At 77.2% G+C, this 24,658-nt stretch carries 23 protein-coding genes; 13 read left to right on the top strand and 10 right to left on the bottom strand.

Annotated features, from left to right (window positions below; all coding sequences use genetic code 11):
• Window positions 1-251: 251 nt before the first annotated feature.
• The 6 genes from JIG38_RS06600 to JIG38_RS06575 form a co-directional block, all read right to left on the bottom strand.
• On the bottom strand, window positions 252-1,721 hold the full coding sequence (locus JIG38_RS06600) for a peptidoglycan-binding protein (RefSeq protein WP_199422964.1): 1,470 nt from the start codon (window positions 1,719-1,721) through the stop codon (window positions 252-254).
• A 256-nt stretch (window positions 1,722-1,977) separates the two neighbouring features.
• Window positions 1,978-2,406: a LapA family protein gene (locus JIG38_RS06595; RefSeq protein ID WP_199422963.1), complete on the bottom strand. Its 429-nt coding sequence runs from the start codon at window positions 2,404-2,406 to the stop codon at window positions 1,978-1,980.
• A gap of 88 nt (window positions 2,407-2,494) precedes the next feature.
• Entirely contained in the window at window positions 2,495-2,899 is a 405-nt protein-coding gene (locus JIG38_RS06590) for a cupin domain-containing protein (RefSeq protein ID WP_199422962.1), read from the bottom strand.
• Window positions 2,896-4,344: a glycoside hydrolase family 130 protein gene (locus JIG38_RS06585; RefSeq protein ID WP_199422961.1), complete on the bottom strand. Its 1,449-nt coding sequence runs from the start codon at window positions 4,342-4,344 to the stop codon at window positions 2,896-2,898. The genes JIG38_RS06590 and JIG38_RS06585 overlap by 4 nt, the downstream gene beginning before the upstream one ends.
• Before the next feature lie 62 nt (window positions 4,345-4,406).
• Window positions 4,407-5,435: a glycosyltransferase gene (locus JIG38_RS06580; RefSeq protein WP_199422960.1), complete on the bottom strand. Its 1,029-nt coding sequence runs from the start codon at window positions 5,433-5,435 to the stop codon at window positions 4,407-4,409.
• Window positions 5,435-6,568, bottom strand: coding sequence for a glycosyltransferase (locus tag JIG38_RS06575; protein ID WP_199422959.1), 1,134 nt, complete (start codon window positions 6,566-6,568; stop codon window positions 5,435-5,437). The genes JIG38_RS06580 and JIG38_RS06575 overlap by 1 nt, the downstream gene beginning before the upstream one ends.
• A 249-nt stretch (window positions 6,569-6,817) precedes the next feature.
• On the opposite strand from JIG38_RS06575, the gene JIG38_RS20655 reads away from it, so the two are divergent.
• The 3 genes from JIG38_RS20655 to JIG38_RS06560 all read left to right on the top strand — a co-directional run bounded on the left by JIG38_RS20655 (window position 6,818) and on the right by JIG38_RS06560 (window position 8,609).
• Window positions 6,818-7,855 (top strand): glycosyltransferase family 4 protein, encoded by a 1,038-nt coding sequence (locus JIG38_RS20655; RefSeq protein WP_199422958.1) that lies wholly within the window; start codon window positions 6,818-6,820, stop codon window positions 7,853-7,855.
• 134 nt (window positions 7,856-7,989) lie between these two features.
• The gene (locus JIG38_RS06565) at window positions 7,990-8,187 is read left to right on the top strand and encodes a DUF1918 domain-containing protein (RefSeq protein ID WP_199422957.1); all 198 of its coding nucleotides are present in this window, start codon (window positions 7,990-7,992) and stop codon (window positions 8,185-8,187) included.
• A 62-nt stretch (window positions 8,188-8,249) separates the two neighbouring features.
• Window positions 8,250-8,609, top strand: a complete 360-nt coding sequence (locus JIG38_RS06560; RefSeq protein ID WP_199422956.1) for a nuclear transport factor 2 family protein — start codon at window positions 8,250-8,252, stop codon at window positions 8,607-8,609.
• Here the strand turns inward: JIG38_RS06560 and JIG38_RS06555 are convergent.
• On the bottom strand, window positions 8,591-11,038 hold the full coding sequence (locus JIG38_RS06555; RefSeq protein ID WP_199422955.1) for a glycoside hydrolase family 31 protein: 2,448 nt from the start codon (window positions 11,036-11,038) through the stop codon (window positions 8,591-8,593). The two genes, JIG38_RS06560 and JIG38_RS06555, sit on opposite strands and share 19 nt — an antisense overlap.
• A 160-nt stretch (window positions 11,039-11,198) precedes the next feature.
• Between JIG38_RS06555 and JIG38_RS06550 the strand changes: the two genes are divergently transcribed.
• The 5 genes from JIG38_RS06550 to JIG38_RS06530 all read left to right on the top strand — a co-directional run bounded on the left by JIG38_RS06550 (window position 11,199) and on the right by JIG38_RS06530 (window position 13,385).
• On the top strand, window positions 11,199-11,408 hold the full coding sequence (locus JIG38_RS06550; RefSeq protein WP_199422954.1) for a hypothetical protein: 210 nt from the start codon (window positions 11,199-11,201) through the stop codon (window positions 11,406-11,408).
• A gap of 264 nt (window positions 11,409-11,672) precedes the next feature.
• Window positions 11,673-12,125, top strand: coding sequence for a hypothetical protein (locus JIG38_RS06545; protein ID WP_199422953.1), 453 nt, complete (start codon window positions 11,673-11,675; stop codon window positions 12,123-12,125).
• Window positions 12,126-12,152: 27 nt separating this feature from the next.
• The gene (locus JIG38_RS06540; RefSeq protein ID WP_199422952.1) at window positions 12,153-12,398 is read left to right on the top strand and encodes a hypothetical protein; all 246 of its coding nucleotides are present in this window, start codon (window positions 12,153-12,155) and stop codon (window positions 12,396-12,398) included.
• 52 nt (window positions 12,399-12,450) lie between these two features.
• Window positions 12,451-12,660 (top strand): hypothetical protein, encoded by a 210-nt coding sequence (locus JIG38_RS06535; protein WP_199422951.1) that lies wholly within the window; start codon window positions 12,451-12,453, stop codon window positions 12,658-12,660.
• The gene (locus JIG38_RS06530; RefSeq protein ID WP_199422950.1) at window positions 12,657-13,385 is read left to right on the top strand and encodes a hypothetical protein; all 729 of its coding nucleotides are present in this window, start codon (window positions 12,657-12,659) and stop codon (window positions 13,383-13,385) included. Before JIG38_RS06535 ends, JIG38_RS06530 begins: the two co-directional genes overlap by 4 nt.
• Before the next feature lie 31 nt (window positions 13,386-13,416).
• On the opposite strand, the gene JIG38_RS06525 is transcribed toward JIG38_RS06530, so the two are convergent.
• On the bottom strand, window positions 13,417-14,283 hold the full coding sequence (locus JIG38_RS06525; protein WP_307844643.1) for an SDR family NAD(P)-dependent oxidoreductase: 867 nt from the start codon (window positions 14,281-14,283) through the stop codon (window positions 13,417-13,419).
• 128 nt (window positions 14,284-14,411) lie between these two features.
• Between JIG38_RS06525 and JIG38_RS06520 the strand changes: the two genes are divergently transcribed.
• Window positions 14,412-15,032, top strand: coding sequence for a dihydrofolate reductase family protein (locus JIG38_RS06520; protein ID WP_199422949.1), 621 nt, complete (start codon window positions 14,412-14,414; stop codon window positions 15,030-15,032).
• Here the strand turns inward: JIG38_RS06520 and JIG38_RS06515 are convergent.
• Together JIG38_RS06515 and JIG38_RS06510 are read right to left on the bottom strand one after the other, a co-directional pair.
• The gene (locus tag JIG38_RS06515) at window positions 14,987-15,907 is read right to left on the bottom strand and encodes an alpha/beta fold hydrolase (protein WP_307844642.1); all 921 of its coding nucleotides are present in this window, start codon (window positions 15,905-15,907) and stop codon (window positions 14,987-14,989) included. The genes JIG38_RS06520 and JIG38_RS06515 overlap by 46 nt on opposite strands.
• Window positions 15,894-16,664, bottom strand: a complete 771-nt coding sequence (locus JIG38_RS06510) for a class I SAM-dependent DNA methyltransferase (protein WP_199422948.1) — start codon at window positions 16,662-16,664, stop codon at window positions 15,894-15,896. Before JIG38_RS06510 ends, JIG38_RS06515 begins: the two co-directional genes overlap by 14 nt.
• Before the next feature lie 171 nt (window positions 16,665-16,835).
• On the opposite strand from JIG38_RS06510, the gene JIG38_RS06505 reads away from it, so the two are divergent.
• The 4 genes from JIG38_RS06505 to JIG38_RS06490 are packed head-to-tail and all read left to right on the top strand — an operon-like array spanning window position 16,836 to window position 24,584.
• Window positions 16,836-20,081, top strand: coding sequence for a hypothetical protein (locus tag JIG38_RS06505; protein ID WP_199422947.1), 3,246 nt, complete (start codon window positions 16,836-16,838; stop codon window positions 20,079-20,081).
• Window positions 20,078-22,918 carry an FtsX-like permease family protein gene (locus JIG38_RS06500; RefSeq protein WP_199422946.1) on the top strand — a complete coding sequence of 947 codons (2,841 nt, stop codon included), beginning with the start codon at window positions 20,078-20,080 and terminating at the stop codon, window positions 22,916-22,918. Before JIG38_RS06505 ends, JIG38_RS06500 begins: the two co-directional genes overlap by 4 nt.
• The gene (locus JIG38_RS06495; RefSeq protein ID WP_199422945.1) at window positions 22,915-23,913 is read left to right on the top strand and encodes an ABC transporter ATP-binding protein; all 999 of its coding nucleotides are present in this window, start codon (window positions 22,915-22,917) and stop codon (window positions 23,911-23,913) included. The genes JIG38_RS06500 and JIG38_RS06495 overlap by 4 nt, the downstream gene beginning before the upstream one ends.
• Window positions 23,910-24,584 (top strand): ABC transporter ATP-binding protein, encoded by a 675-nt coding sequence (locus JIG38_RS06490; RefSeq protein WP_199422944.1) that lies wholly within the window; start codon window positions 23,910-23,912, stop codon window positions 24,582-24,584. Before JIG38_RS06495 ends, JIG38_RS06490 begins: the two co-directional genes overlap by 4 nt.
• Window positions 24,585-24,658 lie beyond the last annotated feature (74 nt).

The raw sequence follows: 24,658 nt of genomic DNA, 5'->3' as shown, positions 1-24,658 counted from the left end.
CGCGGCGCGGTCGCCAGGGAAGGGCGGAGGCCGGGTGAATTGCCCCCTTTGTCCACCCGCTCACCCGCCGACAGCGCCGCCCCCTCGTCCGGATGCTCGCGTCCGAACATCGGCGCGTAGCCCCCCGATCTCGACACGGCCGGTCTGCACGGATGCTCGACAGGCCGTCGCACGGCCACCCGCGCCGCCGCGCGGGGCGCGACGAGGCCGCCCCCACCGGCAGGCGGGAGCGGCCTCGTCGTGGTCCTCGTTCAGCGGCCGTTCATCGCCGCCCAGGTGATCGGGCCGACGATGCCGTCGGCGACGAGGCCGTGCGCGGCCTGCCAGGCGCGGACCGCGGCCTTCGTGCGCGGGCCGAACCGGCCGTCGGCGTCCACGCCGACGATGCGCTGGATCACCGCGACCGACGTGCCGCTCGCACCCTGGCGGATGCCCCGGGCGACCTGGGCCGCCGGGATCGTCGCCGAGGGGGCCGCGACGGAGGAGCCGCCGTTGGCCGCCACCACGATCGCGGCCCAGGTGAGCGGACCGACGATGCCGTCGGGGACCAGGCCGTGCGACCGCTGGAAGGCGATCACGGCCGCGCGGGTGCGGCTGCCGAACAGCCCGTCCGGGGTGGCGCCCACGGCGCGCTGGATGATCGCGACGGCCTCGCCGGACGCACCCGAGCGGATGCCGCGGGCCACGACCGACGCCGGGATGGCGGTCGGCGCGAGGACCTGCGGCGCGGCGGGCGCCGCGGGCGCGGCCGGGGCGACCGGTGTGACGGGCGCGGGCGGCGTGCCGGGCGTCGCGGTGCCGGTGACCTCCCACGCGTGGTCGAGCGCGGACCACGTGACGCCGTTGTCGACGACGACGCGGATCGTGTGGGCGCCCACGGCCAGGCCGGCGAGGTCGATCGTCGTGCCGGGCACGTCCACCGGGCTGGCGCTCTGCGCGCCCGGGGGCAGGTCGAGGACGTAGGAGACCTGGACGTCCGACGAGTCGGCGGCGATCTCGAAGTGCGCCGACGTCGACGTCGTGCTCGCGGCGGGCTTCGCGGCGAACGAGATCACCGGCGCGACGACCTGGACGGTGAGCGTGCCGACGCCCGACGTCTCGTCCTGCCCGTCGGACCCCTCGGTCCACGCGCCGGCCTGGAAGGTCAGGGTGAAGGTGCCGGGTCCCCACGGGGAGAACGTCACGACGTGGGTGTCCCAGTCGTACGTCGCGCCGAGCTCCTCGTCGGCCCCGAGCAGGTCGACCCACTCGATCGCGCCCGTGCCGGGGGTGACGAGCGTGTCGAGGTCGAAGGACAGCGCGCCGCGCGCGAGCGTGAGCGACTGGTCGGCCACGCTCGGCGGGACCACGTCGACGGTCGTGTCGACCGTGAAGCTGAGGGACTGCGCGGCCTCGTCGCCCTCGGCGTCCAGCGCGGTGACGACGACGTCGTACGTGCCGTCGAGGAGGCCGTCGAGCGGGTAGGGCTGGCTGAGGTCGAACCACCAGGCCGCGTCGCCGTTGACCTCGACGAGCGCCTCGACAGGCGCGTCCTCGCCGCCGAGCAGGTCGACGATCGCGAGGGAGACGGAGTCGGTGTCGACGGTGCCCGAGGGCCCGACGAGCTCGAACTCGGGTGCGACACCGGGGAGCGCGGCGGCCGGGGCGGCGCCGAGCGCGGTGACGACGGCGCCGGCGACGGCGACCTGCCCCGCGCGGCTGAGGGACGTGCGTGCGGACATGCGGCGGAGCCTTCCGTCGACGGACCGCCCGCGGTCGGGGCCTCTGCACCTCTTATCGACGGCGCGGGCCGGGACTTTCGTCCCGGTCGCCGACCATCATCGACTCGAGGCCCCTCGGCGCCGCGTGCACGCACGAGCACCGCCGGACTTCACCCGGTGGACCTCCGCCGCGCGGCCGGTCACGGTCCCGTGGGCAGGACGCCTCGGGAGCACCGGGGTGGTACGGGCGGGGCGACGACGCTGTCGGCCCGCCCGGTCAGGGGGCCGTGCGGGATGCGGGTTCGGCCGCGCGACGGTCGGCGCCGATGCGGCGCCGCAGCTGGCCGATGCGCAGGCTGCCGACGACCAGCGCGACGAGCCCCACGCCGACGCCCGCGATGAGGAGCGTCAGGGCGAGCGGCGCCGACCCGCGCATGCCGAGGAACACGACCTCGACGGGCTCGGTGTTCTGCATCATGAACACGATGAGCAGCACGAGCACGAGAGCGCCGAGCGAGATGCCGACCCACGCCGCACCCGCGCGCGTGCGGCTCACGGGGAGCCGGACGGGGCCGAGGCGGCTGGGTCGACCGCCGGGCCCGGGCGCCGCACCCGGGGGCGGGGCAGCCGCGGGGACGGCCGGGGCGGGGGCGCTGCGGTCGCGGGTGGCGGACGGGTCGTCCGAGGACGTGCGCTGGACGGGCATGATGCCCTCCCTGAGGTGCCGGGTGGCGGGCCGCGCAGTCGGCGGCCCTTCGTCCCGGGACTGCTCCCAGCCTACGCCTGCGCGGCCCTCAGGGCGCCGTGCTCCCGGCGCGGCCGTAGCTGTCCGACACCCGCACGACGTCGGTCCGCCACCCCGGCCCCGCGGTCGACGCCTCGGCGAAGAGCAGGTCGCTCACCGCGGTGATCCGGTGGAGCACGCCGGCGGGCAGGTGGACGACGTCGCCCGGCCCGAGCGTGCGGGACTCGAGCCGGTCGGGGTCCGGTCCGTGCTCCACGACGGCCTCGCCCCGGACGACGCTGATCGTCTCGTCCTTGCGCACGTGGTGCTGCAGGCTCAGCGAGCAGCCGGCGGTCACGCTGATGAGCTTGCCGACGTAGCCGTGCTCCCCCTCGGCGAAGATCACCTCGTGGCCCCACGGCTTCGCCTGGACCGACGCCCTCGCGAACGTGGCCGCCGGCGGCTCGCCGGTCACCGCGGCACCGCCCGGTGCCGCACGGGTCGCTCGGGTGCGAGCGCGTCGAGCAGGGGGTCGAGCTCGACGGTCGCGATCCGCGCACGGGAGTCGCTGCAGCCGTAGGGCACCACGAGCGTGCGGCCGTGCAGCAGCGCGCCGCACGAGTAGACGGCGTTGGGGACGTAGCCCGAGCGCTCGTCCTCGGCGGGGCTGAGCAGCGGCTCGCGGAGCCGCCCGAGGACCCGCGTGGGGTCGTCGAGGTCGAGGAGCAGCGCGCCGATGCTGTACGTCCGCATCGGTCCGACGCCGTGCGTGAGCACGACCCACCCGCGCTCGGTCTCGACCGGCGGCCCGCAGTTGCCGAGCTGCACGAGGCCCCACGGCTCGTCCGGAGCCTCGACGCGCACCGGGCTGTCCCAGTGCACGAGGTCGTCCGAGGCCGCGACCGCGTTGCTCTCCTGGTCCGCGCGGGACATCGCGAGGAACCGGCCGCCGACCTGACGGGGGAAGATCGCGAGCCCCTTGTCCCGCGCGCCCGGACCGCTGAGCGGAGCGGCGTCGAACCGGCGCAGGTCGGTGCTGCGGAGCAGCTGGAGCGAGATCGCGCGGCCGTCGTAGGCCGTGTAGGTCCCCGCGTAGGTGACCCCGCCGTCCGGGCCGACGAGCCGCAGCATCCGCACGTCCTCGATGCCGTTGCTCTCCGCCGGTGCGCGCGGCATGAGCACGCGCTCGGCCAGGGTCGAGTCGACCGGGTACTCGACGGCCCACGTCCCGGCGGCGATGCGCGCGAAGCGCTCCGCGAGCCGCGCCATCCCCTCGGCGGGGCGCTGGACGCGCAGCCGGGTGAGGGAGCGCTCGAGGTCCTCGACGGTGAACCGGGCTCCCAGCGTGGCGAGCACGGCGTCGTCGTCGGCGTCGAAGGCGTCGTCGCCGAGGTCCTCGAGGTGGCGGGCGACGTCGGCCCGGACGTAGGCCACGGGCGTCGCCGTCGGCAGCACGGCCACGGCCGGCGCGGGGTCGAGCTCGACCGCGCCCGCGGCGTCGACCGTGCCGGTGCGCCACTCGACGCTCGAGAGGTGCCCCTCCCCCACGGCGCGCAGCGTCATGGCGAACCGGAGGGTCCCCGCCGCGAGGCCGGACTGGTCGGGGTGCGCCACGAGCGAGGGGTTGAGGACCGCCGCGCCCTGGAGGGCGTACTCCTTGGTGAAGTAGGCGCCGACGAGGTGCTCGCGGTCGGCCGAGAGCCGCGTGCCGACCGGGAGCCGGTGCGCCAGGAGCGCGGCGTGCGCGCGCCACGTCGCCTCGAGCCCCCGGTGCCGGCGGGTGAACGCCCGTCGCACCGCGTCGAGCTCGGCCACCACCTCGGCGTCGCTCAGCGCGAGGACGCGGGACAGGAGGTCCGCCGACCGCCAGCGTCCCGGGGCGGCGGGCTCCTGGCCGGGCAGGAAGGGCAGGGCCACCACCCGCGTGGGGTCGGGACGCAGCTCGTGGGCGGTCCGGTGGACCCACGCCCGGCCGGGACGGGTCACCGGCGGCCGACCGGGCCCAGCTCGCGGTCGAGCGCGAGGGCGAGCTGCTCCGTCGCGAGCCACGCGAGCGTGGACTCGGCGCCCTGGTTGCGGTTGACGGAGCGGCGCTCGAGGCCGTCGCAGCAGCCGCCGGTCGCGGCGTCGCGCAGCGGCACGCGTGCGTCGTTGTCCCCCTCGAACCACGCCACGCAGCGCGCGAGGAGGTCGCGCCAGCGCCGGTCCCTCGTGGCCGACCACGCGGTGCGCGCGGCCTCGGCGAGGGCGACGACCTCGATCGGCTGCTGGTCGAAGGCGGGCCGGGGGTCGCCGGGCGCGCGCCCGGCGGCGGGCACGACGGACAGGTGCCCGTCGACCGTCTGCTCGTCCTCGAGCCAGCCGAGGAGCACCAGGCCGGCGTGCCGCAGGTCGCCGTCGTGCAGCGCCGCGCCGATCGCGATCATCGCCTCGGGCAGCACCGCGTTGGCGTAGGTGAGCCGCTCGTACGGCCAGGGCCACCGCGCCCCGGGGCCCGCGGAGAGGGGCAGCGCGAGCCGCGCGTCGTGCAGCACGCGGTGCGCCGCCGCGTCGTCGGGCGCCCGGCGCAGCAGCTCGACGGCCCCGAGCGCGGCGTAGGCCATGGCGCGCGGGTGCTCGCACCGGGCGCGCACCGCCCGGGCGGCGCCGAGGCGCGCCCCGGCGACGACGGCCGCGTCCGGCGAGTGCGCGACGGCGGTGCCGAACGCCCACAGCGCGCGGCCCCAGTGGTCGCCGTCGGACTGCGCGTCGAGCCAGCGGCCGTCGGCGTGCCGCCGGTTGTGCATCCGGCCGTCCTCACCCTGCGCGTCGAGCAGGAACGCCAGGGAGGTGCGCGCGAGCGCCAGCAGCGCCGGTGACGGGTCGGGCGTGCGGACGACGACGACGAGGGCGCGCGCCACGTCGTCCACGCACATCCCGTGCTCGGTGCGCGGGGCCGTGAGGAGGGCGTGCTCCCAGAGCCCGGTCGCCGTCGTGAGGTGGAGCAGGTGGTCGAACCGCGGCGCGCCCATCAGACGGCCGAGCGGACGTCGGCGCGCACGAGGGACGAGACGGACACGAGGGAGGCGGCGAGGTCGAGGTAGGCGCGCGACACGGCGGGCCACAGCAGCGTCGCTGCGGCGGAGCGCGACGCCGCCGCCATCCGTCCAGCGACACCGGGCCCGGTGAGCACGTGCTCGAGCGCGTCGGCGAGCGCCGCGGGGTCGCGCCGGGGCACGAGCGCGCCGGCGCCGTCCGCGAGCAGCTCGACGGCGTGCGGGAACCGGGTGCTGATGACCGGTTTGCCCGCCGCGACCGCCTCGGTGAGCACGCCGGACGTGACCTGCTCGAGCGAGTCGTAGGGCAGCAGCACGACGTCGGCGTGGCGCACGACCTCCCGCAGCTCGGGCCCCGAGAGGTAGCGCGCGTCGAACTCCACGCTGTCCGTGAGGCCGAGGCGCCGGGTCAGCTCGACGAGGCCCTCGCGGTAGGCCTCGCCCTCGCGCTCGCGGACGCGGGGGTGCGTCTGGCCCACCACGCGGTACCGCGGGAGCTCGGTGCGGTCGCGGAGGTCGGCGAGCGCGTGCAGCGCCCACTCGATCCCCTTGCCCTCGGAGAGCAGGCCCCACGTCAGGACGACGGGACGTCCGGCGCGGGCGCCCGAGGCGGACCTGTTGTCCACGGCGCCGTGCGGGATCACCGAGACGCGGCGGGGGTCGACGCGCCAGCCCGCGACGAGCCGGTCCTTGGCGGTCCGCGTCATCGTCACGACCGCGTCGGAGTGGTCGACGAGCCGGGCGAGCACGCGCCGCTGGTTGAGCGTGGGGTCGGTGAGCACGGTGTGGGTCACCGTGATCACGGGCACCCGCAGGCGCGCGACGACGTCGAGGACGTCCTGGCCGTCCGGCCCGCCGAAGATGCCGTACTCGTGCTGGACGACGACGACGTCGTAGGTGTCGAGCACCGCGGCCACGGCGGCGGCGTCGCCGCCCGGGAGCCACTGGTGCACCACCGGCGGCCGCAGGGGCTCGGGGGCGTCGACCAGGCGGACGACGCCGACCTCCGCCCCGTCCTCGACGAGCTGGTCGGCGAGCGCCTCGCAGAAGGTCGCGATGCCGCACTGCGTCGAGGGGTAGGTGGACAGGATGCCGATGCGCTGGGCCATGGTCACTTCTTCCACGTCGTCTGCGGCAGGGGGCCGCACGTGCACGGTGGGGGTGGGCCGCGGGTGGGTCGGGCCGGCGGGCGAGGGTGCCGGAGAGATCCGGGCCACGTCGCACCGCACTCCCGACTGTAACAGTGCGATAACGGTCCAGCCCGGGCAGAGCCGGACCGATCGGGACGACCAGGTCACACCCGGGCGTCCGGCGGCGTACGGTCACCGGGACACCGGGAGGTCACCGTCAGGGTCGCCGTGCTCGCCTCGATCGCCCACCGCGTCCCGCCGCGCTCCTACGGGCCGTGGGAGCAGGTCGCGTCCACCCTCGCCGAGGGCCTCGTCGCGCGCGGCCACGACGTGACGCTCTTCGCGACCGCCGACTCGCTGACCTCGGCGCACCTGCACGCCGTGGCGCCGACGGGCTACGAGGAGGACCTTTCGCTCGACGCCAAGGTGCTCGAGGCCCTGCACATCGCCGCGGTCTTCGAGCGCGCCGGGGAGTTCGACGTCGTCAGCAACCAGTTCGACTTCCTGCCGCTCGTCTTCAGCCGGCTGACGACGACGCCGGTGGTCACCACCGTGCACGGCTTCTCCTCCGAGCGCATCGTCCCGGTCTACCGCGCCTACGACGACGTCGTGCACTACGTCGCGATCAGCGACGCCGACCGCCACCCGGACCTCGGCTACGCGGCGACGATCCACCACGGCATCGAGGTCGAGCGCTTCGCCGCGGGCGCCGGGGACGGCGGGTACCTGCTCTTCCTGGGCCGGATCCACCCCGACAAGGGGACGGCGACGGCGATCGAGGTGGCCCGTCGCGCCGGCCTGCCGCTGGTGGTCGCGGGCATCGTCCAGGACGAGGAGTACTTCGCCGACGCCGTCGCGCCCCACCTGGACGGGCACGCCGTCACCTACGCCGGCCCGGTCGGGCCGGCCGAGCGCGAGCGGCTGCTCGGCCGGGCGCTCGCGCTGCTGCACCTCGTCGACTTCGACGAGCCGTTCGGGCTGTCCGTCGTGGAGTCCCTCGTGACCGGCACCCCCGTCGTCGCGCACCCACGGGGCTCGCTGCCCGAGCTCGTGCGGCCCGGGGTCGACGGGTTCCTCGTGACGGACGTCGCGGGCGCGGTCGACGCGGTCCGCGCCGTCGGCGGGCTCGACCGGGCGCGGTGCCGTGCGGACGCGATCGCGCGCTTCTCCGCGGGGCGGATGGTCGCCGACTACGAGCGGCTCTTCGCGGAGGTCGTGGCGTCGCCCTCGCCCGTGCGAGCGTCCGGGCGTACCGCGCCGTCGTGATCGCGTCCCGGTGCACGGACGTTCGCGTCCGGGCGTCCTGGCCGCACGCGGTGGCCCTCCGGCCCTTCCTCGCGCGGCGGGGCGGGTGCAGGCTGGGAGTGGCCCACCGGACGGCCCGGAACCAGGAGGAAGTCATGCGCGCCGACGTCGGAGACCGCCTGCACGTCCACAGCCGGGCGGTCGGGAAGGGACCGCAGATCGCCGAGGTCGTCGCCGTCCAGGGCGCCGACGGCGCGCCGCCGTACCGCGTCCGCTACGAGGACGGCCACGAGGCGGTCGTGTTCCCCGGACCGGACTGCACCATCGAGCACCCGCAGGGGGCGAGCTCCTGAGCACGCCGGGCCCCCCCGGGGCCGCCGGGCCGGACGACCCGACGCCCGCGGACGACGCCGTCGTGCGCGAGCTGCTCGCGCTCGCCGAGCGCTGGCGTGAGGCGATCGTCGCGAACGACGCCGACCGCATGGCCGGGTTCGTCACCGACGACTGGGTGGTCGTGGACGCGTCGGGCGTCTCGCCCGGCACCCGCCTGCTCGGGCTCGTGGCGTCCGGCGCGCTGACGCACTCCGCCATGGCGGCGGTCGGGCCCACCCGGGTGCGCGTCCTGGGCGACACCGCCCTGCTCACCGCGCGACTCACGAGCACGGCCCACCACGAGGGGCACCGGTACGACGCGGACGAGTGGACCACCGACGTCTTCGTCCGGCAGGACGGCCGGTGGCGCTGCGCCCTGACCCACTACTCGGCGCGCGCCTGACGCCCCGAGCCCTCGTCCACCTCGAGCGTGAACGGCGTCCCGCGGTTCGGGACCGCGACCGCGCCGTCGGTCACGGCGACGTCGGCGCCGTCGAGCCGGGCGCGGACGTCCGCGGCGGCCCCGTGCAGGACGACGCGGAGCTCCGTGCGCCGGTGCTCCGGGAACCCGTCGCCCTCCACCGACGCCCGCAGGGTCACCCTCGATCCCGCTCGCTCGAGCTCGAACGTCGTCCGGACGAACGCCCCGTCGAGCGCCGCCGTCGTGACGCCGTCGTCCTCCTGGAGCATCGACGTGACGACGCCGTCGGCCTGGGCGAGGTAGGCGTGCAGCTCGAGGACCGTCGGCGCCGGGTCGGCGGTCGAGGCGGGCGCGTCCGTCCACATCGGCACCACCGCGCCCGCGCGGACGAACACCGGGATGCGGTCCATCGGCGTCGGCGCGAGCACCCAGCGCGGCCCGTGGGCGCGCTCGCCCGTGTGCCGCTCCACCCACTCGCCCGCGGGCAGGTACACGTGCCGGTGGGTCGTGCCCGGCGCGACCACCGGCGCCACGAGCAGGTGCGGCCCGAGCAGGAACTCGTCGTCGAGGTCGCGCACCGCGGCGTCGTCCTGGTGGTCGAGCACGAGCGGCCGCTGCACGGGCAGGCCCGTCTCGGACGCGGTGACGAACGCGCTGTAGAGGTAGGGCAGCAGGCGGTAGCGCAGGCGGATCGCCTCGCGCGCGGCGTCGAGCACGGCGTCGCCGAACGCCCACACGTACTGGTCGACGTTCCCAGCCGCCGAGTGGTTGCGGAAGAACGGGGTCAGGGCGCCGTACTGCATCCACCGGAGGAACAGCTCGCCCTCGGTGCTGCCGAAGAACCCGCCGACGTCGGCGCCGACGAACGCCTGGCCCGAGAGGCCGAAGCCGCAGGCCATGGGGATGCTCAGCCACAGGTGGTCCCACCTGGACTGGTTGTCGCCCATCCAGTGCGCGGCATACCGCTGGATGCCCGGCGAGCCCGCGCGGGTGAGCACGAACGTCCGCAGGTCCGGCATCGCGGCGCGCAGCCCCTCGACGGTGCCCATGGCCATGAGCAGCGCGTACTGGTTGTGGAAACGCTCGTGCGGGTGCCGCCCGCGGTCGAACCGCATGGTCGCCGGGTCGACGTCGCCCGTGGCGGGCTCGTTCATGTCGTTCCAGATCCCCGCGAGGCCCGAGCGGACGTGCTCGGCGTTGAGCCCGCCCCACCACGCGCGCGCCTCGGGCGTCGCGAAGTCCGGGAACGCGGTGCGCCCCGGCCAGACCTGCCCGACGTAGACGTCGCCGCCCTCGGTCCGGCACAGCAGCCCCTGCTCGAGCGCCTCGTCGTAGACGGCGTAGCCCGGCTCGGCCTTGACGCCAGGGTCGATGATCGTGATGACGCGGACGCCGTCCTCGCGCAGCCGCGCGAGCATCCCCTGCGGGTCGGGGAACCGCTCGCGGTCCCACGTGAAGACGCGGTAGCCGTCCATGTAGTCGATGTCGAGCCACAGCGCGTCGCACGGCACGCCGAGCTCGCGGTGGCGCCGCGCGAGCGCCTCGACGGCGTCCTGGTCGTACGCGTGCCAGCGGGACTGGTGGAAGCCCAGCGACCACAGCGGGGGCAGGGGCGTGCGGCCCGTGAGCCACGTGTACGCCTCGAGCACGTCAGGCAGGCGCGGCCCGGCGAACACGTACTCGCACCACTGCCCGCCCGCGGCGTGCACCACGTACTCGTCCGGCGCGGTGAAGTCGTAGGCGACCCGGTACCCGTTGTCGAGGAACGACGACGCGACCGCGCCACCGGGCCACGACTGGTGGTGGAAGAACGGGATCGAGACGTAGTAGGGGTCGAACTCGGTGCTCGCGCTGTCGGCTCGCGGGTCGTCGGCGTGCAGCGTCGCGGCGATCGCGCCCACCGCGTCGGGGTTGAGCACGTCGGTGTTCCACAGCGTGAAGGCGCGGCCGCGGCGGTCGTGCGTGCCCGTCTTCTCACCGAGCCCGTAGATCGCGTCCTCGGGCCGGCACCGACGGCGCAGCACGAACGCGTCGTTGAGCGTCGCGTAGGCCGCGTAGCCGTCGCCGCGCGGCGCCGTCTCGACCACGGGGCTCCCGTCGGTGCGGTGCACGTCGACCCGGAAGGGGTCGAGCCACAGCGAGACGACGAGCGCGGCGGTCCGCAGCCGGACGACGTCGTCCGCGCGCTCGACCTCGAAGGCGGCGTCGCCCGCGAGCGGGTCCACGCACACCGCGTGCGTGGGCGGGTCGTCGAACCGACCGCCCCGGCTCAGCCAGAGCCGCACGACGTCGTCCCGCACGACGTCCACGCGCAGGCGCTCGCCGTGCAGCGACGCGGCCAGGCCGTGCGGGGCGTCCTCGACGGCGTCGACGCGGTCGAAGGCGAGGTAGCGGTCGGTGCGCGGGATCATGCAGGCCCCCTCGGTGCGGCTGCGCCCAGCCTGCCGTGCCCGCGTCCGGGGCGCACGGGGTCCCACCCCCTGGGGTGACGGACCCGGGTGTGCGCGACGCCACACCAGCGACGGGCGCGGCCGTGTCAATTCCCCCGGCCGACCGGCCGAAGTACAGGGCATGACCAGCACCTCGCACCCGACGCCGCCGGCCCGCACGCCCGGACCCGACGCCGGCGCGCAGCTGCGCAGCCGCTACAGCGCGGCCGGACGCTTCCAGGCGCGCGTGCGCCTGCGCACCGAGGAGGTCGCGCGCGCCGCCGCGGAGCGCCCGAGCCTCGCCGTGGCCCCGACGTCGACGACCGCGTCGAGCGCGGCCGCCCGCCACTGACCCGACCGCACAAGGCCGGACGTCACCGCAGCGCACGCGTCGCCCGTCCGCAGCAGCGCCGTCGAACCGAGCGTGCGGCCCTCCCGGCCCGGCTCGAACGGGCAGGCTCGCGCCGAGCGCGGGTTCGCAGGCAGAGTCCCACGCACCGGCACGACGGAGCGCGCCGTCAGGGTCTCCGGTCAGCGGCATGAGCGGACGACGATGTTCCTCCTGCCATGAGTGGCATGAGCGGGTGTTCGGCCGCCGGCTCGTAGTCTCGGTTCCGTGAACCCGCTCGTCGCCGATGAGTTCTTCCGGTCCGATTCACCGGTGGATGTTCAGGCGACCGTCGCTTGGTTGCTCGCCAACGGCTACGGCCTGTCGTCACAAAGCGGCGAAGGTGCGTTCGGCGCGCGGTTCGTGTTCAGGGGACCCGCGGAGGTCCGGATCACGGTGGACCGCTCGCAGTGGCTGCTCGACGTGGCCGTCGAGCCCGGAGCCGACGCGTGGCAGTACGACCTCCTTCTGGCCGCACGCAGCGGCCGAACCTACGGCGAGGTGTTCCCAGCCCGCGCCTCGAGGCAGGCCGACGGCCGTCTGCCCGACCAGCTCCCAGAGGGCGTGAGCTGGCGCCAGACGCTTCCAGACGTCCTCGCCTGGGTACGCGGGCCGGGCGTCGGGGAGGCAGTCGAACGGGCCTCGCGCGAACGGTTCGCCCTCATGCGGCCGGGTCGCTAGGTCTCTGACTGTCCACACCTGGTGGCCGTGGCGCTCAACTTCACGCTCATCGGCATGACCGTGCGCTCTGGTGCTGCAGGTGACTGGACCCCGGCCTCGCTGAGCACGTCACGGCGACCGCAGCCGATGACCGAGATGTCGCATCGCTGGACGGTGAGCCGGACACCCCTGCGCCCGGCTTGCGCCCGCACCGAGGAGGTGGCGCGCGGCGAGTCCGCCGCGCCGTCGCCCGTCCGCAGCAGTGACGGTGAACCTTCGCCGAACACCGTGTGACGGCACGGTCCCCCGTGCCCGGTGGCGCGGACGCGGCCGCCAGGATGGCGCCGTGCCGACCGACCTCGCGCTCCTGCGCCACCTGCTCCCCCGCACCACCGACGCCGGGACGTCGCTCGCGACGACCGTCGGCGAGGCCGCGACGCCGGCCGAGATCATGGACGCCGACCTGCCGCTCGGCCGGCTCGAGCGGGCGTTCCGCACGCCCCACCTGGACTGCGTCGCGCTGCACCGGCCGCCGACGACCGGATCGGCCTCGTGACGCGCACGCGCTTCTTCGGCTCCGTCTCGGGCGAGCTCGGCTTCGGCCGTGCCCTGCTCGCGCGGGGCGTCGCCGCCGACGTCGCGGACTGGTCCCCGCTCGTGCTCGACGCCGCGACGGGTGTCGTCGAGGCCGCGCTGGCCGTGACCGCCCGCGCGGAGGAGAGCCGGTACGACCCGGTGCTCGTGCGGTCGGCGGAGTGGCGGATCGCCGCGCCGTCCGACCTCATCCGCGCCCTGACGTCGCTGCTCGCGGTCCGCACGCTCCAGGACGCCGGGACCGGGCTGGCCAACCTGGCCCACGTCCGCGCCGCGGCGGCCGACCGGCTCGCCCGCTCCGCCGGCTCCGCGCACCGCGTCGCCCTCGTCGTCCTGCGGCTCGAGCCGCTGGGCGGCGCACCCTTCGCACCCTCGGACGACCTCGTGCGACGGGCCGCGACGCACCTGCGGGCGGCCACGCCGCCGGGCTGGGACCTCGGTCGCACGGGCGACGCCGAGTTCGGCCTCGTCGGGACGCTCGTCGGCCCGGTCGCGGCCCCGGACGCGGCCGCGGCGCTCGACCGCGTGCAGGCGTCGCTCGCCGCGACGTTCGCGACGCCGTCGGGGCCCGTCGCGCTCCGCTCGGCGGCCGTCTGCTCGGGCCGCGGGGCGGGCCGCGCGGACGACCTGCTCGACGCCGCCCGGGGCCGGCTCGCGGCGCCGCCGCGGGTGCTCGCGGTGGTGTGACCCGGACGGCTCGCCGGTCCCGGCGGCGGTCCTACACGGGCACACCGACCCGCTCGGCGCTGCGCCGCCACAGCCCGTCGACGAGAGCGTCGTCGAGCGCCTGCGGGGTGGGCGCCGCGTGCCGGCGCAGGTCGTAGTACCCGCCCGGGAGCCATGTGCGGCCCGGCTCGCCGTCGACGAACCACACCAGGTGCGAGCCGCCCTCGTCGGCGGAGGTGAGCAGCAGCCGCCGCAGCGGCGTGCGGTAGACGAGGCGGAACCAGCTCGTGGACGCCGCGCTGAAGTTGGTCGCGACGGTGCCCGGGTGGAACGCGACCGCGGCGACGCCGTCGTGGGCGTGCCGCGCGTGCAGGCCACGCGTGAAGAGGATGTTGGCGAGCTTGCTCGTGCCGTAGGCGCGGTTCGCCGAGTAGCCGCGCTCGGCGTCGAGGTCGTCGAGGTCAATCCGGCCGAAGCGGTGCGCCGCGCTCGACGTGGTCACCACGGTCGAGGTCCCCGCGGCGCGGAGCCGGTCGAGCAGGAGCGACGTGAGCAGGAAGGGCGCGAGGTGGTTCACCTGGAAGGTCGTCTCGTGGCCGTCGCGCGTCAGGGTGCGCCGCCCGAAGATGCCGCCCGCGTTGTTGACGAGGACGTCGATCTGGTCCACCCGGTCCTCGAGATGCGCGGCGAGCTCGCGGACGTCGTCGAGCCGGGCGAAGTCGGCGACGAGGTGCTCGGCGCCGAGGGCGCGCGCCACGGCCGCCGTCTTCTCGGGCGACCGACCCACGACGACGACGCGCTCACCGCGTCCGGCGAGCTCCCGGGCCGCGGCCGCGCCGATGCCGTCGCTCGCCCCGGTGATGACGATCGTCCTGCGCCGCACGGCGTCCTCCTGCCCGGACGCGCGGTCGCGCGTCACGGCGGCCAGTGTCGCGTGGCCCCGCCGACGGCGCCCACCGAGCACCACCCCGATGACTTCCGAGGTGGGCACCGGTCTGATGGGATCGTGTCGCCGCACGGCGCGGCCCGACGACTGGGAGGTCACCCATGGCGACGATCATCTCCACGCTCTTCATCTCGCTCGACGGCGTGGCAGAGATCGACCCCGACTGGCACTTCCCGTACTTCGACGAGCGCATGGGCGAGGCCGTCGGCGAGGACTACGAGGACGTCGACGTCCTCCTCCTCGGCCGCGTGACCTACGACAGCTTCGCCGGGGCGTGGCCGGACCGGGAGGCCGCGGGCGGCGAGGACGCCGCCTTCGCGGCGCAGCTCGGCGACGTGCGCAAGGTCGTCGCGACCCGCGGCAGCCAGGACCTCGGCTGGCGCAACGTCGAGCGCATCGACGGAGAGCTCGTCGACGCGGTGCGCGCGATCGCTGCGGACCCGGGCGTCGGCAAGATCCTGGTGGCGGGCTCGATCTCCGTCGTGCGCCAGCTGCTCGCGGCCGGGCTGCTCGACGAGCTGCGGCTCCTCGTGCACCCGGTCGCGGCCCGCAAGGGCGAGCGCCTCTTCGACGAGGGCGAGCCGATCTACCCGCTGCGCCTCGTCAGCTCCGAGGCCCTGCCGACCGGCGTGCTGCGGCTCGTCTACGCACCCGCCACCCTGCCGGCGGCGGCGACCTACGACGACGTCACGGGCGACCTTCCCGGCGCCTCCGGGTCCTGACCGGCCACGAACCCACCCACGACGCGCGTGAACGCACCCGGGTCGTCGAGCCACGGGTAGTGCCCGGCACGGGCCAGCACGTGCAGGGAGCCATGGCGGGCCAGGTCCGCGAGCAGCGCGAGCCGCTGCGGTGGGGAGTTCACGTCCTCGGCGCCGGCGAGGACGAGCACCGGCGCGTCGAGGGAGGCGAGGGCCGCGCGGGTGCCGTCGGGGTCGAGCGCGCCGGGGTCCGCGAAGGCCCGGGAGAGCGCGTCGTCGCGCTCGTCGGCCCCCGCCTCGTGGTGGCGACGCGCGGCGTCGTCCCAGCGGCCGTAGAAGAAGGGCGTGACGGCCTCCTCGTCCTCGGGCGTCCCGCGCCCCGACGCGACCGCGTCCAGCGCGGCCGACGCGGCGGCGAACCACGGCTCTCCCGCGCGCCGGTCCGCCGTCGCGCGCCGGTCCGCGTCGGAGACCTCGATGCCGACGGCACGCAGGCTGGGCGTCACGAGCACGAGGCGGCGCACGCGCTCGGGGTGCCGCGTCGCCCAGAGGAGCGCGAGCGTCGCGCCCGCGGAGTGGCCGAGCACGTCCATCCGGTCCAGCCCTCGGTCGACGCGCAGCGCCTCGACGTCGTCGACGAGGCGGTCCGCCCGGTAGCCCGACGCGTCGGCGGACGGCGCGGAGTCCCCGGTGCCGCGCAGGTCGAGCAGGAGGAGCCGGCGCTGCGCGGTGAGGCCGCCGAGGTCGCCGAGGTACCGCGAGGCGCGCATGGGGCCGCCGGGGAGGCACAGGAGCGGCTCGCCGGTGCCGCGCTCGTGGACGGCGAGGAGCGTGCCGTCGGACGCGCGGAGCGTCGCCGTCGCGGCGGCGGCGGGCCCGCGCTCAGCCGGCGGCACGGGGTCCGCCGACGGGCTGGTCCTGGGGCAACCGGTACACCGAGACGTGCGACCGGGAGTCCGCCGTGAACGGCGACCCGTCCCAGTCCGCCCACCGGTCCTCGAGGACGAGCCCCGCGAGCCGCGCCATGAGGTCCAGCTCGGACGGCCACACGTAGCGGTGCGCGCTGCGGAACAGCTGCGCGTCCGTCCCGTCGCCGAAGCGCACGTGGTGGGACACGACGCGCTGCGCGAGCACGTCGTAGGTGTCGATGCCGAGGTAGCCGGGCTCGCTGTGCCACACGGTCGCCTCGCGGCCCGGCGGCAGGGCACGCAGCTCGGGCACCCAGAGCTCGACGACGAAGCACCCGCCCGGGGTGAGGTGGCGCGCGGCGTTGCGGAAGCACGCGACCTGCCCGTCCTGCGTGAGCAGGTTGGAGATCGTGTTGTAGACGAGGTAGACGAGGCTGAACTCGCCCGGCGCCCTGGCGCTCGCCATGTCGCCCACGACGACGGGGACCGCGTCCTCGTCGACCTTCGTCCGGAGCTGCTCGACCATGGCCGGCGAGAGCTCGATGCCGCTCACCGGGACGCCGCGCTCGGCCAGCGGGACGGCGACGCGGCCCGTGCCGACGGCGAGCTCGAGGGCGCGGCCCCCGCCCGCGAGGGCGGCGAGCCGGTCGACGGTCGGGCCGAGCACCTCGGGCGCGAACATGCCGGTGCCCGGGGTGTCGTACGTCCGGGCCGTGGCGCGGTCCCAGGGGTCCTCGATCGACATGACGACACCCTCGGTGCCCGATCCCGCCCCGTCCAGCGGTTTCGGCGACAGCCCGCTCCCGGACGCGCGGACGGCGGCGCCCGGCGTGCGAAGATCGCGCTCACCGCGAGGACGTGCCCGCCACGCCCCACCCGGCGCGCGCCAGCCTCCGCGGCCCACCCGAGGAGGTCCATGACCGCGGTCCGCCTGATGCGGCGGCGTGCCCGCGCGCACCTCGCGCTGCTCGCGCTCGTGGTGCTCCAGGTCATGCTCACGACGGCGGCCGTGGCGGGCATCACCGGGTACGTCTCGGTCGCGGAGCGGGACAGCGTGGTCGCCACGCTCGCGGCGGCGCCGCCCGAGGGTTCCGCGCTCCGCCTCGGCGTGCGGCTCGCGGACGAGCCGGAGGAGCAGACGGTCGCGGCCGACGCCCTCGTCGAGAGCCACCTGGGTGGGCGGCCCGTCGTCGTGCACACCTCCCTGGCCACGGACCCCCTGGCCGTCACCGCGGGCGCGTCCGGCGACCTCGGGGACGTCGTGCTCTGGGCGGACGAGGACCTGCCCGGCGCGGCGACGCTCGCCGACGGCGCCTGGCCCGACGACGCCGCCGCGGCCGGCACGGCCGCCGACCCGGTCCCGGCCGCGCTCGACGTCGACGCGGCAGCGCGGCTCGGCGTCGGGCCGGGCGACACCCTGGGCGTCACGGTGGGCGACGCGCCGGCCAGGACCGTGGTCGCGCGGGTCACCGGCACGTGGCGGGCCGGCGCGCCCGACGTGCGGTGGGCCGGCGACCCGCTCGTCGCGGGGCCGCTCGACGACGACGACCCGCCCGGCCTCCTCGTCCCCCGCACCGTCCTGGAGACGCTCGGCGCGCCGCTGGTCGAGCGGCGGCACGTCGCACCCGACCCGACGACGGTGCTCCCCCGCGACCTGCCGGGCCTGCGCGCCGACCTCGCCGCGACGGCCGAGGCGTTCGAGGACGACGAAGGCGTCGACGTGGACGGCGTACGCGTGGACGGCGACCTCGACGCGACCCTGGCGGGCCTGCCCGTCCGCCTCGGCGGGGTCCGCGGCGTCACGACGGCGGCCGCGCTGCTCGTGGTCGTCACCGGGCTCATCGCCTTCAGCCAGGTCGCGCGGCTGCTCGCCGACCTGCGGCTCGCCGAGACGGTCCTCCTGCGCTCGCGCGGCACCTCCGTCGCGCAGGTCACCGCCGCCTCCCTGGTCGAGGCGGTCGCCGTCGCCTCGGCCGGCGCGGTGGCCGGGACGGCCGCGGCCGCGGCCGCCCTGTCCTCGCGCGGCGGCGTGCCCGTCGCCGAGCTCGCGCTCGTGGGGCTCGTCGCGGCGCTGACGGCGACCCTGGTCCTCGCCGGCCAGGCGCGGGCGCACGCCGTCGAGGTCGTGCGGCGCGGGCGGTCCGACGCCGCGGGGCGGGCACGACGCTCGGCACGCGCGGGCGGGCTCGCGCTCGCCGCCGTCGGCGCGCTGCTCGCGGGCTGGCAGCTCGACCGCTACGGCTCACCCGTGTTCACGGGCGTCGACGGGCAGGTCCACGTCGACCCGCTCGCCGCCGCGGCCGTCGCGCTCGGGCTGCTCGTCGTGGCGCTCGCCGCCGTCGTGGCGCTCGCACCGGCGACGTCGGTCGGCGCGGCACGGGCGCAGCGCCGGCGGGACCTCCTGCCGGTCCTCACGCTGCGCGAGCTCACGCGGCACACGCCCGTGCACGGCGTCACCGTCGTGCTCGTCGTGCTCGCCGCGGGGGCCGGGACGGTCGTCGCCGCCTACACGGGGACGCTCGGCCGCTGGGCCGCGGACGTCCGGCACACCGCCGTCGGCGCCGACGTCGTCCTCGACCTCGCCGGGCCGCCGTCGCCCGGGGTCCCCGCCGCCGCGGCGGCGCGCGAGCTGCCCGGGGTGGCGGCCGCGACCCCGGTGCGGGTGGTCGGCGCGGCGACGTCCGGGGCGGCCGGCGAGGTGGTCGCCGTCGCGCCGGGAGGACCCGACGAGGCCTCCGCCGCGCTGCGGGCGGTCGACGGCCCGCCCGCGCTCGCCCTGCCGGACGACGCCGGACGCCTCGACCTCGCGGTGGACGCGAGCGCCGGGACGCTCGCACCGACCGCGCTCGGCGCGCGCGTGTGGCTCGTGGACGACGCGGGCGACCTCGTCGCGCTCGACGCCGGGGAGGCCGTCGGCGAGCCGTCCGGCGGAGCGCCCTCCGCGCGCTTCACGTGGAGCGTCGACGTGCCTGCCGGCGGGCTCGGCGGCTGGTCCGTCGCCGCCGTCGACGTGAGCTACCGGGCGCTGCCGACGACTCCCGAGCCCCCGGCCGCCGCGCCGCTGCCCGGGGCCGACGCGGCGGCCGAGGCCCCGACGCCGGGCCCGCCGCTCACGGTCGCCGTGGCGGGCCTCGACGCCGTCGCCCCGTCCGGGGACGCGACCGACCTCCTCGCACCCGGGGACGGCTGGACCGCCGTCGTCTTCCGAGGCCGCGAGGCGAGCGAGCCCGCCCTCGCCGACGGTGCGCTCGCGCTGGCCCCCGCGGAGGCCGCGGCGCTCGTGGGCACACCCCTGCGCTTCCTGCCCGGCGAGGCGACCCCGCCCCTCGCCGTGGTCGTGACGAGCGACTGGCTCGCGGAGCGGGACACCGCGGTGGGCGCCGCGACGCGGATGACCGTCGCGGGCCGGGAGACCGAGGTCGTGCTCGTCGGCGCGACCGCCGTCGTGCCGGGCAGCGCCGCCGCGGCCGAGCAGCGCGTGCCGGGCACCGCGGCCGACGACGACGCGCCGCCGCTGGCGATGCTCGCCGACCTGCGCGCGCTGGACCGCCTGCTGCTCCGCACGCGTGCCGAGCTGCCCGTCGCCGACGCCGTCCGGGTCACGACCGCCGACCCGCAGGGCGTGGCCGCGGCCGCGCTGGCCGAGCCGCGCCGCGAGACCGCCAGCGGGGACGCGGGGGCCGTCGGCGTCACCGCCGCGACGACCGCGACCCCGACGCCCGACCGGCTCACCGCACCCGCGGTCGTCGCGGCGGCGCTCGCCGCGGCGTGCGCCCTGCTCGTCATGGTCCCGGGCGTCGCGTCGACCGCGCTCGCGCTCGCGCTCACCCGAGCCCGCGAGGCGGCGGTCCTGCGCGCGCTCGGCGTCGCCCCGGCGCGGCAGGCGACCGCGCGGCGCGCCGAGCTCGCGGTCGTGACGTCCGCGTCGCTGCTCGTCGGCGTCGGCGGCGGGCTGCTGGTCGCGTGGTGGTGCGTGCCCCCGCTCGTCCGCGCGACGGCGCCCGGGCCCCGTGCGCTGCCGACCCACCTCGCCCCCGACCTCGTCGCCGTCGCGGGGGTCGTCGCCGTGACCGCTGCCCTGCTCGCCGCCGTCGTCGCCGGCTACGGGGCGCACGTCGCGCGCCAGGCGCACCGGGCCACGCGCGTGGAGGACGAGCGGTGACGCGCCGGTCCGGCTACGGCGCCCCCGCCCTCGTGCGCCGCCAGCTCGCCGCCGAGCCGGGCACGGCCGTGCTCGTCGCGGCGACCGTGCTGGTGGTCGCGTTCGTCCTGTCGCTGTGGCCGCGCGCCGTCGACGGCCTGCTCGGGGAGGACACGCGCGACGGCGTCGCGGACCTGCCTGCCGACCGTCGCGACCTGTCCACGAGCGACCAGTGGTTCCCGCACGACGCGCCGGAGGAGACGGTGGGCGCGGCCGACGGCAGCGCCGCGGCCGTGGACGGGACCGCCGTGCTCGACGCGTGGGTCCGCGAGCTCGAGGGCACGACGACGGCCGGGCCGACCCTGCGGTCGGTGCTGGGCGAGGCCGGCGCCTCGCTCACGCGCGCCCGCGACGCGGTCGAGCGCGGCCCGCGCGGCGGCGACGTGCACGACATGACGCTCACCGTGCGCGCGGACGCCGCGGTCGGCGAGCGCGTCCGGCTCGTCGGCGGCGCCGCGCCCGCGCCCTTCGACGCGGCGGCCGTGGTCGGCGTCGGCGGTCGCCTCGACGCGGTGCTCGCCGAGACGCCGATGGACGTCATGGTCTCGGCCGACACCGCCGAGCGGATGCGCTGGGAGGTCGGCGAGGTGCGCCGGATGCTCGGCGTCATCCCGTTCCGCATGCGCCTCGCCGGGGTCTTCGAGGCCGTCGACCCGGACGACGGCGCGTGGGCCCACGCGCCCGGGACGCTCGCGCCGACGGTGCTCGAGGACGGCGACGTCGGCATCACGATCCACGGGACGGCGTACGCCGACCCGAGCGCCGTCGGCGCGCTCGCGCTCGTCAACGGCCTCGACGCGGACCGGTGGATCGCGGTCGAGCCGGCCGCCGTCGCGGCGGCGGAGCGCGAGACGCTCGTCCGCGAGCTGCGCGCCTTCCTCGACGCGCGCGGCATGACCAGCGAGCTCGACGAGCGGCTCGACGAGGTCGCCGCGCGGCACACCACGTTCGCGACGCTGCTCGACATGCTCGCCCTCGGGCCGGTCGGGGTCGCCGCGGGCGTGCTGTGGCTCGCGGCAGTGCTCGCGGCCGCGCGCCGGCGCGGTGCGCTCGGGCTCGCTGCGGCGCGCGGCGGCTCGGGCACGGGGATCCGGCTCGCGATGGCGGTCCAGGGGCTCGTGACGGGGCTGCCCGCGGCGGCCCTGGGCGCGGCGGCCGCCGCGCTGGCGCTGCCGCGCCAGGTGGGCGCCTCGGCGTGGGTGCTGCCCGCCGCCGTCGGCCTCGCGCCGGCGGCGCTCCTGGCGCTCTCGGCGGGCGCGGGCATGCGGCACGGTCCGGCGCGGCGCGTCGACGCCGGCGGCAGCGGGGACGACGCGGGCGGCGCGCGCCGGGGACCGCGCGAGCTCACGCCCGCGGGACGACGGCGCCTGCGGTTCGGCGCGGAGGCCGTCGTCGTCGCCGTCGCCGTCCTCGCCGTGGTCGCGGTGCGCCAGCGCGGTCTCTCGGGCGGCGGGGGCGGGGGCACGGGCGAGGGCACCGACCCCCTGCTGCTCGCCGCTCCCGTGCTCCTGGCCGTCGTCGGCGGTCTCGTGGCGGTGCGCGCGCTGCCCCTCCCGCTGCGCGGGCTCAGCCGCGCGCTGCACCGCCGGCGCGGCCTCCCGCACTTCCTCGGCGCGGCCGAGGCGACGCGCTCGGGCGCGGGGCTCGCGGCCGTCGTCGCCCTCGTGCTCGGCGTGGCCATCAGCGTGTTCTCGGGCGTGACGTGGTCGACCGTCCGCGCGGGCATCGCGGCGACGGCGGCCGGCGACGTCGGCGCGGACGTGCGGGTCGACGTCGGCGCCGACGGCGCGACCTTCACCCCCGAGGACGTCGCCGCGGCCGCGGCCGTGCCGGGGGTCGCCCGCGTCGCGGAGGTGGCGTCCGCGGGCCGCGCGTCGCTCACGCAGGGCGCGTCGAGCGTGGACGTCACCGTGCTCCTCGTGGCCGGCGACGCGCTCGCGGCCGTGCAGGAGCCCCTCCCCGGCGCCGTGTCCGTGCGCCTCGACGCCGCGACCGGCGACGGGGCGGTCCCCGCGGTGCTCGCCGGCGGGGGCACGGACGGCGGACCGGCGCCCGTGCCCGCGACGGCCGAGCTCGGGGTCGGCGGGCTGCGCGTCCCGCTCGCGCCCGGGGCCGTGGTCCCGGCGGTGCCGGGAGTGACCAGCGGGTCGCAGTGGGTCGTGGTGGACCGTGCGGGGTGGGCCGCCGCGACGGGCGACGCCCCCGCGCCCGGGCGCCTGCTCGTCGACCTCGCCCCGGGCGCCGACCCGGAGGCCGCCGCGGCCGCGCTGGGCGCCGCGCTCGCGGACGCCGAGCCGAGGGTCACGACCGCCGCATCCGTCCAGGCAGCGCTGGGCGACCGGACGCTCGTGCGGGGCGTCACCGTCGGGCTGCTCGCGGCCGCCGCCCTGAGCGGCCTGCTCAGCGTCGTCGTCGTCGTGCTCGCGCTCGCGGTGCGCGCGCCCGAGCGCGGCCGGCTCGTCGCGCTGCTCTCGACCGTCGGCGCGCCGCGCGGCACCGCCGGGCGCCTCGTGGCCTGGGAGGTGTGGCCGCTCGTCGCGGTGAGCACCGTCGTCGGCGCCGCGGTGGGCGTCGCCCTGCCGTGGCTCCTGCTCGCGACCGCGGACCTGCGCCCCTTCACGGCGGGCGCGGTCCAGCCACCCGTGGTGGTCGACCCCACGGTGCTCGCCGTCACCGGTGCGGGCGCGCTCGCCACCGTCGTCGTGGCCGTCGCCCTCAGCGGCGCCGTGTCCCGCGTGTCCCCCCGGTCCCGGAGCCGGCGCGCCGCCGTCGTCCTGCGAGAAGGAGAACGCCCATGACCGCACCCGCCGCCGCGCCCCGCACGGGGACCCGGCCCCGCGACGCCGCGCCGGGCGACCAGGGCCCGGAGATCTGGTGCGAGGACCTCGTGCGCGTCTTCTCGACCGAGGGTGTCGAGGTCCAGGCGCTCCAGGGGCTCAACCTCCGCGTCGACGCGGGCGACCTCGTCGCCGTCGTGGGGGCCTCGGGGTCGGGCAAGTCGACGCTGCTCACCATCCTCTCGGGCCTCGACCGCCCGACGGCGGGCTCGGCCGTCGTCGCGGGCACGAACCTGCTGACCATGACCGCGGCCCGGCGCAAGCACTACCAGCGCGACGTCGTCGGCTTCGTCTGGCAGCAGACCGGGCGCAACCTCCTGCCGTACCTCACCGCGGCCGAGAACGTCGCGCTGCCGCTGGTCGTCGCGCGCACCGTGCGGCGCGAGCGCGACCGCGAGGCGCGCGTGGCCGAGCTGCTCGAGCTCATGGACGTCGCGGACTGCCGCGACCGGCTGCCCCGCGAGCTGTCGGGCGGGCAGCAGCAGCGGGTCGCGATCGCGGCCGCGGTGGCGAACCGGCCGCGCGTCCTGCTCGCCGACGAGCCGACGGGCGAGCTGGACGAGGCCACGTCCGCGCAGGTCCTCGAGGCGATCCGGCACGTCAACCGCGAGCTCGGGACGACGACGCTCATCGTGACGCACGACCCGTCGGTCGCCGAGCACGTGCGCCGGACCGTGCAGATCCGCGACGGGCGCACGTCGACCGAGGTGCTGCGCCGGTCCACGGTCGACGAGCACGGGCGCGAGCAGCTCGTGGCCGAGGAGTTCGCCGTGCTCGACAAGGTCGGGCGCCTGCAGCTCCCCCGCGAGTTCGTCGAGTCCCTCGACCTGCGCGACCGCGTGCGGCTCGGGCTCGAGCCGGACCACGTGAGCGTCTGGCCGGACGCCTCCCCGCCGGCGGCGCCGGGGGCGCACGACGCGTCCGGCACGAGCGGCACGTCGGGGGACGCCCGGTGAGCGCCGCGCTGCGGGGCGAGGGCCTCTCGCGCACGTACGGCACGGGCGCCGCGGCGGTCCGGGCGGTCGCCGACGTCGACGTGCAGGTGGACGCGGGTGAGCTCGTCGTCGTGCGGGGCCGGTCCGGCTCGGGCAAGACGACGCTCCTCCACCTGCTCGGCGGGCTCGAGCGGCCGACGTCGGGCCGCGTCCACGTGGGCGACCGCGAGCTCACGGCGATGACGCAGGACGAGGTCCTCGCCCTGCGCCGGCGGCACCTCGGCTACGTCTTCCAGTCGTTCGGGCTGATCCCGTCGCTCTCGGCCGCCGAGAACGTCGAGGTCCCCCTGCGCCTGCTCGAGGTCGACCCCGCCGAGCGGGACGAGCGCGTCGCCGCCGCCCTCGACGCCGTCGGGCTGGCCCGGCACGCGCGCCAGCGCCCCGCCGAGCTCTCGGGCGGGCAGCAGCAGCGCGTCGGCATCGCGCGCGCGCTCGTGGCCGAGCCGCGCGTGCTGCTCGCCGACGAGCCCACCGGCCAGCTCGACAGCCAGAACGCCGTGGTCGTCATGGACCTGCTCGCGGACCTCGTGCACACGCGCGGCGTCGCGGCCCTCGTGACGACGCACGACCCGCTCATGGCCGAGCGCGCGGACCGCGTCGTCGAGCTGCACTCGGGCCGCCTCCGCGTCTGAACCGGGTCGCCACGCCCGGCCGACACGCCGTCGTGACCTTTTCGTGACCTTTCGCCCTCTGCCCGCTTCGCACC

The organism is Actinotalea solisilvae, assembly GCF_016464425.1.
Lineage (GTDB): Bacteria > Actinomycetota > Actinomycetes > Actinomycetales > Cellulomonadaceae > Actinotalea > Actinotalea solisilvae.
Note: the sequence above shows the minus strand (reverse complement) of the source record. Positions and strands in the feature narration are given on the sequence as shown.